Annotated in this window: 4 protein-coding genes and 1 pseudogene; all 5 read left to right on the plus strand. The window is 34.7% G+C overall.

All coding sequences use genetic code 11. The features are described from left to right. Positions 1-458: pseudogene (locus tag DCO46_RS21845) on the plus strand (hypothetical protein); the annotation flags it as partial. 197 nt (positions 459-655) lie between these two features. Continuing rightward, on the plus strand, positions 656-2,185 hold the full coding sequence (gene guaA / locus DCO46_RS21850; protein ID WP_116754587.1) for a glutamine-hydrolyzing GMP synthase: 1,530 nt from the start codon (positions 656-658) through the stop codon (positions 2,183-2,185). 62 nt (positions 2,186-2,247) lie between these two features. Next, the gene (locus DCO46_RS21855; RefSeq protein ID WP_116754588.1) at positions 2,248-4,164 is read left to right on the plus strand and encodes a LysM peptidoglycan-binding domain-containing protein; all 1,917 of its coding nucleotides are present in this window, start codon (positions 2,248-2,250) and stop codon (positions 4,162-4,164) included. A 95-nt stretch (positions 4,165-4,259) separates the two neighbouring features. Further along, positions 4,260-6,356: a LysM peptidoglycan-binding domain-containing protein gene (locus DCO46_RS21860; protein ID WP_116754589.1), complete on the plus strand. Its 2,097-nt coding sequence runs from the start codon at positions 4,260-4,262 to the stop codon at positions 6,354-6,356. Continuing rightward, on the plus strand, positions 6,356-6,757 hold the full coding sequence (locus DCO46_RS21865) for an OsmC family protein (RefSeq protein WP_116754590.1): 402 nt from the start codon (positions 6,356-6,358) through the stop codon (positions 6,755-6,757). The genes DCO46_RS21860 and DCO46_RS21865 overlap by 1 nt, the downstream gene beginning before the upstream one ends. Positions 6,758-6,969 lie beyond the last annotated feature (212 nt).

The following is a 6,969-nucleotide window of genomic DNA, read 5'->3' on the forward strand; positions in this document are numbered from 1 at the left end:
CAATGTCAACAGAAAACGACTTTGCGAATCCCGGTGACCGATATGTTCCTAAAATGGAAAAGGACCTTGATAAAGCTTTAAAAGCAGAAGGGCTAAGAGAAGGAAGGGGAGAATTAGTTAAGAAAAATATTTCTCTGGGAGATTTTAAAACCAAGTCAGATTATTTTATCGTAAAATTCCGTGATTTCGGTGCTATAGATGGAGACTTGGTAAAGGTTTCCGCCAATGATAAAGTCATAAGTTCTCAAATATTATTAGATTCAAATTTTAAACAGGTAAAGATCACACTCGAAAACGGTTTTAATAAATTAGATTTTGAGGCTCTTAATATTGGAACATTAGGAGGAAATACAGCCGAAATACAGGTATACGATGATAAAGGAGCCTTAGTCACAAACGATTATTGGAATAATCTTGCAGCTGGTTTTAGAGCGTCTATCATTGTTACGAAAGAGTGATTTTTTTAGATACTAAGATACTGAGGTTCTAAGATGCTAAGTTTTTCTCAGCATTTTAGAACCTTATTCTTTTTAATAGTAAGTTAATATTCTAAGAAAAAACTTAGAACCTTAGCGACTTAGTACCTTAGCAACTTAAAAAGAAAAAAAATCAAAAATCAATTTTTCATTTTCGAATATAAAAAGTATTTTTGCGCATGCAACACAACGTACTTATTTTAGATTTCGGATCGCAATATACTCAGCTTATTGCGCGTAGAGTTCGCGAATTAAATATATTCTGCGAAATTTTTCCTTACAATCACTTTCCTAGTGATTTATCACCTTACAAAGCAGTAATTTTAGGAGGAAGCCCTTTTTCTGTTCGTGCAGAAGATGCTCCACATCCTGATTTATCGCAAATAAGAGGTAAACTTCCAATGCTTGCCGTTTGTTACGGAGCCCAATATTTAGCACACTTTAGCGGAGGCGAAGTTGCGGCTTCAAATACCAGAGAATACGGTAGAGCTAATTTATCTTATATTAAAGAGAACGAAGTTTTCTTTGAAGGTGTTTCAGAAAACAGCCAGGTTTGGATGAGTCATAGCGACAGTGTAAAAGCTTTGCCAACAAATGCTGTAAAACTGGCAAGCACACATGATGTAGAATTTGCTGCTTATAAAATAGAAGGAGAAACTACATACGGAATTCAATATCATCCGGAAGTTTTCCATTCTACTGACGGGTCAAAAATGCTGGAAAACTTTTTAGTAAAAATTGCCGAAGTTCCTCAAAACTTTACACCAAATGCCTTCGTAGAAGAAATGGTTGGAGAGTTAAAAGAGAAATTAGGAAACGATAAAGTGGTTTTAGGATTGTCAGGCGGAGTAGATTCTACTGTAGCGGCAGTTTTATTACACCAGGCAATTGGTAAAAACCTATACTGTATTTTTGTAAATAACGGTTTGCTTCGTAAAAACGAATTCCAAAACGTATTAGATCAATATAAAGGAATGGGATTAAATGTGAAAGGTGTTGATGCCGGAGACCGTTTTCTTTCTGAATTAGCCGGAATCAGTGATCCTGAAACCAAACGTAAAACAATCGGTCGTGTATTTATTGAAGTTTTTGATGATGAATCACATTTAATTGAAGACGTAAAATGGTTAGCTCAGGGAACAATTTATCCTGACGTAATCGAATCGGTTTCTGTAAAAGGACCATCGGCAACCATTAAATCGCACCATAATGTTGGTGGATTGCCTGATTATATGAAATTAAAAATCGTAGAACCGCTTAGAATGCTTTTTAAAGATGAAGTACGACGAGTTGGGGCTACTTTAGGAATAGATCCTGAATTGTTAGGAAGACACCCTTTCCCGGGTCCAGGATTGTCAATCAGAATTTTGGGAGATATTACTCCGGAGAAAGTTCAGATCCTGCAAGATGTTGATTCTGTTTTTATTGAAGGATTAAAATCATGGGGTCTTTATGATAAAGTTTGGCAGGCCGGAGCAATCCTGCTTCCTGTAAATAGTGTCGGTGTGATGGGCGATGAACGTACTTATGAAAAAGTAGTAGCGTTGAGAGCCGTAGAATCGACAGACGGTATGACGGCTGACTGGGTTCATTTACCTTATGACTTTTTGATGAAAGTGTCAAACGACATTATCAATAAGGTAAAAGGCGTGAACCGTGTAGTTTACGATATAAGTTCAAAACCACCTGCAACAATTGAGTGGGAATAGTAATATTTTTCAAATTAAGGCGTTACATTTGTAATGCCTTAATTTTTTATAACCTACTATTTATGAGAGAACTTTTAACGATTTCTCTTGTGTTTGTTTTGTCTTTTAACAAAATAACTGCACAAGATTCAGTAATTGAACACAAAATTCAAAAAGGAGAAACGGCTTATTTTATTGCCCAGAAATACAAAGTCTCTGTTGACGAAATTTACAAACTCAATCCTGAATCTCAAAGCGGCATAAAGGACAATCAAATTATTAAAATTCCTGTTCATGCTGCAGGTAATGGAAATCAAAACCAGCAAATAGCCCATCTTGTTGGTGCAAAAGAAACTCTTTACGGTATTTCAAAACAATACAAAGTATCAGTCGAAGCCATTCAGGATGCAAATCAGGAAATTCTTTCCAACGGACTTCAGATTGGTCAGGAATTAGTTATTCCGCAGAATTCTGCAAATCTTTCAAAAACAGCAATTACAACCTCTTCAAAAGCAACTCACATGGTTGCTGCAAAAGAATCTTTGTTTGGTATTGCAAGACAATATAATGTTTCGGTTCAGGATTTAGAAAATTTAAATAAAGATTTACTTTTAAACGGATTGCAAATCGGACAAACAATCCTGATTCCAAACAAAAGAAAAACTCTGGACGGAAGAGTCCGCGTTATAAATCAGGAAACTGTTTTTCATGTGGTAGAGGCAAAAGAAACTAAATTTTCGATTGCAAAAAAGTACGGAATCTCAATTGACCAGCTGGAATCTCAAAACCCTGAAATTGTAAACGGACTGGTTATAGGTAATAAATTAGCTATCAATACAAAAGAAATCAAACCAACAAACGAAAGCGAGGAACTCATGCTGGCTTTGGCCGAAAAACAGGTGGTGGTTGAAAAAACAAAAGCCAAAACGGTTGAGTTGGAAGATCTGAAAGATCGTCTTGTTATTCAGAAAGAAATGAACGAGAAAATTATTAAGATTAATGATTTGAAAGTAAATCTGAATGATATGAATGGTTCTAAAGAAAACGGTGTTGAAAAACTGCGTTTGGTTTTAGAGGCTAATAAAAATGTGCAGGCTATTTTAATGGCAAAACTGGATTCACTTGTCAATACAATGAACAACGACTTAGTTGAATTAAAAAGAATGGATGTTTTGAACGTCGATGAATCAAAACGTTTAGAAAAACAATCATACGAAAGCATAGGCAAGACCAGTGAATTATCTTCTCAGTTAAAGAAAGAACTGGCTGAAAACAGAAAAGCTTACGCAGGTCTGATGAACAAGGTTGAGAAAATTGCTGTTGAAGAAAATCAGGAGTACAAGAAAAAAATCCGCGAAAGCGAAAAGAATAAAAATGTTACTTCGATTCAGCAAAGACTTTCCCTTGACGAAATCAAACGCTATAAAATTGAACAGGAACAGGGCGATGCCAAAAACCAACTGCTGATTTCTAAAATTGACTCGCTGGATACCCAAAAACAAATTGAGGTAAAACGACACATTAGTAAAGCTTCTTTTTATAGTATGGAAGCACGGAAATTTGACGATAAAGTAGCTTTGATAAAACTAAAAAAATATCAGGATGAGGCTATTAAAAATAATGCAAAAACAGATTCTGCCGTAACTTCAAAATCTGTTTCGCTGGAAGAAATGAAACGTGAATTAAAAGAGAATCCGTTTAAAAATGAAAAAAATGTTAAGATAGAAGTTTATGATAATCTTAAAGAAGTTTCAAACGGCTATTACTTAGTTTTAGGTATATTTACCGATGCAACACCGCGTGATAAGTTTATTATGCAACTTATTGATTCAGGTGATTTTAACGCCAGCTTTTTCTTTAATATAAACAGCCTTTCGTATTACGTCTATTCAGATAAATATCAAAACATAGAAGAAGTTATCTACAAATGCAAGAAAAATGAAGAAGATGAGTTATATAAGAACATTATTATTGCCAAAGTTGAGATTGATCTGAGATAATAATTCAGAAAAAACAACAAGTGGCGCGAATCTTGCTTTGAACAAAAAATAGTATATTGTTTTTGAAATAAAATTAAATTGTTTAAGTCCTATATATGAAATATTATTTTACATTATTGTCCTTTGTTTTTTTAGTTACCTGTTCTGCTTTTTCACAGGAAAAAGTAGTGAAATACACTATTTCCAGCGGAGAAACGATTAATCAGATTGCTCAGAAATTTAAGATAACCCCTTATGATATCTATCAGCTAAATCCGGATGCACGCTCAGGATTAGTACCTAATACTGTTTTATTGATTCCGACTAAAAGTGGTAAAACTGAATCTGCTGTTGCAAAAACCAACACAACTGGAAAAGCAACTACACATGAAGTACAGCCAAAAGAAACTCTTTTTGGTATTGAAAAAAAATACGGTGTTTCTGATGAAGCATTAAAAGCAGCAAATCCTTTCCTGGTTACAAACGGATTGCAGATTGGTCAGACACTGATAATTCCTTCAAAAGGGGCTAAAGTAAAAACTACTGCAACTGTTGCGGAAAAAACCAATAAAACTGCTGCTCCTGAAAAATATGTTTACCACGAAGTCCTGCCGAAGGAAACTAAATATTCTATCGCAAAACAATACAAAACTACGGTTGAGGATTTAGAAAAACGCAACCCGGAAATTGTTAGTAATTTACCTGTTGGATATCATGTGACTATTAAAGGAACAGCTCCAAAGACTGAAACAAATCCTTCTGTAGTCGCAAATGTTGCAAAACCTGTTGAAACTAAAAAAGTTGATGAGTCTTCTAAAAAAGGAACCACTTATATGGATTATCAGGTAAAGCCAAAGGAAACTTTGTATAGTTTATCAAGAACATTCCAGTTAACACAGGCTGAGCTGACAGAACTAAATCCGTCACTTGCAGAGGGAGTAAAAGAGGGAATGGTTTTAAAAGTGCCATCTGGATTCCTTGCGCCGGCGCCAATTATTGCACAGCAACAACCACAACAGGTTGAAAAAGCTATTGAAAAACCAGTTGAAAATTCAGGTTCAGTTGGCGGAATCAGAATTCTTGAAAAAGTAAAATCAGAAACCGTTTCTGTTGATCCCGAAGTTGTTGAACTGACAAAAAAACGTGGACAAAACGAGCGTAAAAAAATAGCATTACTGTTGCCTTTTAACTTGGCTAAAATGCAAAATGATACAACAAGCACAGCTAACAGAATCAAAAATGACAAATTCCTGAGCATGACTCTTGATTTCTATTCAGGAGCTTTGATGGCAATTGATTCTGCAAGAGTATTAAAGTTGCCAATAGACATTTCAATTTATGATTCGCAGGAAACAAAAAGCACATCAAATGTTTCTGGTCTGATTGCTCAGAATAAATTGCAGGGAGCTAATGCTGTTATTGGGCCGTTTTATCAAAGTAATGCAGAAAGCGCTGCCAATTCTTTGCGCCTGTACAATGTGCCTGTAATATCTCCATTATCAAAAGATTCAGCAAATCCAATTGATAATTTGTATCAGTCAATACCAACAAATGATGTAGTCAGAAATGCTGTTTTTGATTATATGCGTGCCAAAAACGGAAATATTGTTGCTGTTGTAGATAAGAAAAAAGAATCAGTTATAAATTACATCAAACAAAACCAAAAAGGTGTAGTATTTGCGGGCTTATCAGAAACAGGAGGATTGGATGTTGCTAATTTGAAAAGCCTTCTGCTGCCAAACAGAATGAATTATGTTGTGATGGAAACTGCCAATACAACGATGGTTAAAACAACTATTAAGGCTTTGATAGATGCACAAAAATCCTGTCAGATTCAGTTGGTGATTTTAGAGCCAAACAGTACTTTAGACACAGATGAGATTAGTTTTGATAATTTAGTCAAACTTAAATTAATGTATCCGTCGGTGACCCGTGAAAGTGATGACCCTGCTGTTGCAATCTTTGATAAAGAATACAGACTGAAAAACAAGGTAAATCCAAATACATATGCAACTCGTGGTTTTGATGTCACTTTTGATACTATGATGCGTTTAGTACAAGGGAAAACTTATCAGGAAACGGCAGATTTAATGGCAACTGAGCAGGTTGACAATAAATTTCAATACTACAAAAAAGAAGATGGAGGACACGCTAACAAAGGTGTTTACATTTTATATTACGATTCAGACTTAACTTTAAAAGTAGCAAATTAATGACATCAAAAGTAACCTATTTAGGGGATTTAAGAACAAGTTCAGTTCACGTACAATCAGGAAGTGAAATCATTTCTGATGCACCACTTGATAATAACGGAAAAGGAGAAGCTTTTTCTCCAACAGATACAGTTGCCAACGCGCTGGCAAGCTGTATGATGACTATTATGGGAATTAAGGCCCGTGATTTAAATGTTGATTTTGTAGGCTCTACAGCCGAAGTAACTAAAATTATGAATGCAGAGCCAAGAAGAATCGGGGCAATTGAAATTGCTTTTGATATGAAAAGCGATGCTGATGAAAAAAGCAGAACTATTTTAGAACGTGCCGCAATGACCTGCCCGGTATTTTTAAGCTTAAACTCTGATATAGAAAAGAGAATTACTTTTAACTGGAAATAATATTTCCATATTAATAAACAAAAGCCATCTGATAAAACCGGATGGCTTTTTTGTTTTTCAATACTTTCTGATTCGAAATTTACTCATAATTGCAAATTATAATTTTTGAGCTTCATTTATAGGATTTTGATTTTAGGCTGCAAAAAAAAATGTAACGGATATTAAAAATGTATTTCATAAAAAATATCTGCTATAAAAATTGAATTACAAAT

The organism is Flavobacterium sp. HTF, assembly GCF_003105115.1.
Lineage (GTDB): Bacteria > Bacteroidota > Bacteroidia > Flavobacteriales > Flavobacteriaceae > Flavobacterium.

What these genes read in the sequence shown, in the direction of transcription:
- DCO46_RS21855 (WP_116754588.1), top strand. Translation starts at nt 2,248, where the DNA reads ATGAGAGAACTTTTAACGATTTCTCTTGTGTTTGTTTTGTCTTTTAAC.
- DCO46_RS21865 (WP_116754590.1), top strand. Translation starts at nt 6,356, where the DNA reads ATGACATCAAAAGTAACCTATTTAGGGGATTTAAGAACAAGTTCAGTT.
- DCO46_RS21860 (WP_116754589.1), top strand. Translation starts at nt 4,260, where the DNA reads ATGAAATATTATTTTACATTATTGTCCTTTGTTTTTTTAGTTACCTGT.
- guaA (WP_116754587.1), top strand. Translation starts at nt 656, where the DNA reads ATGCAACACAACGTACTTATTTTAGATTTCGGATCGCAATATACTCAG.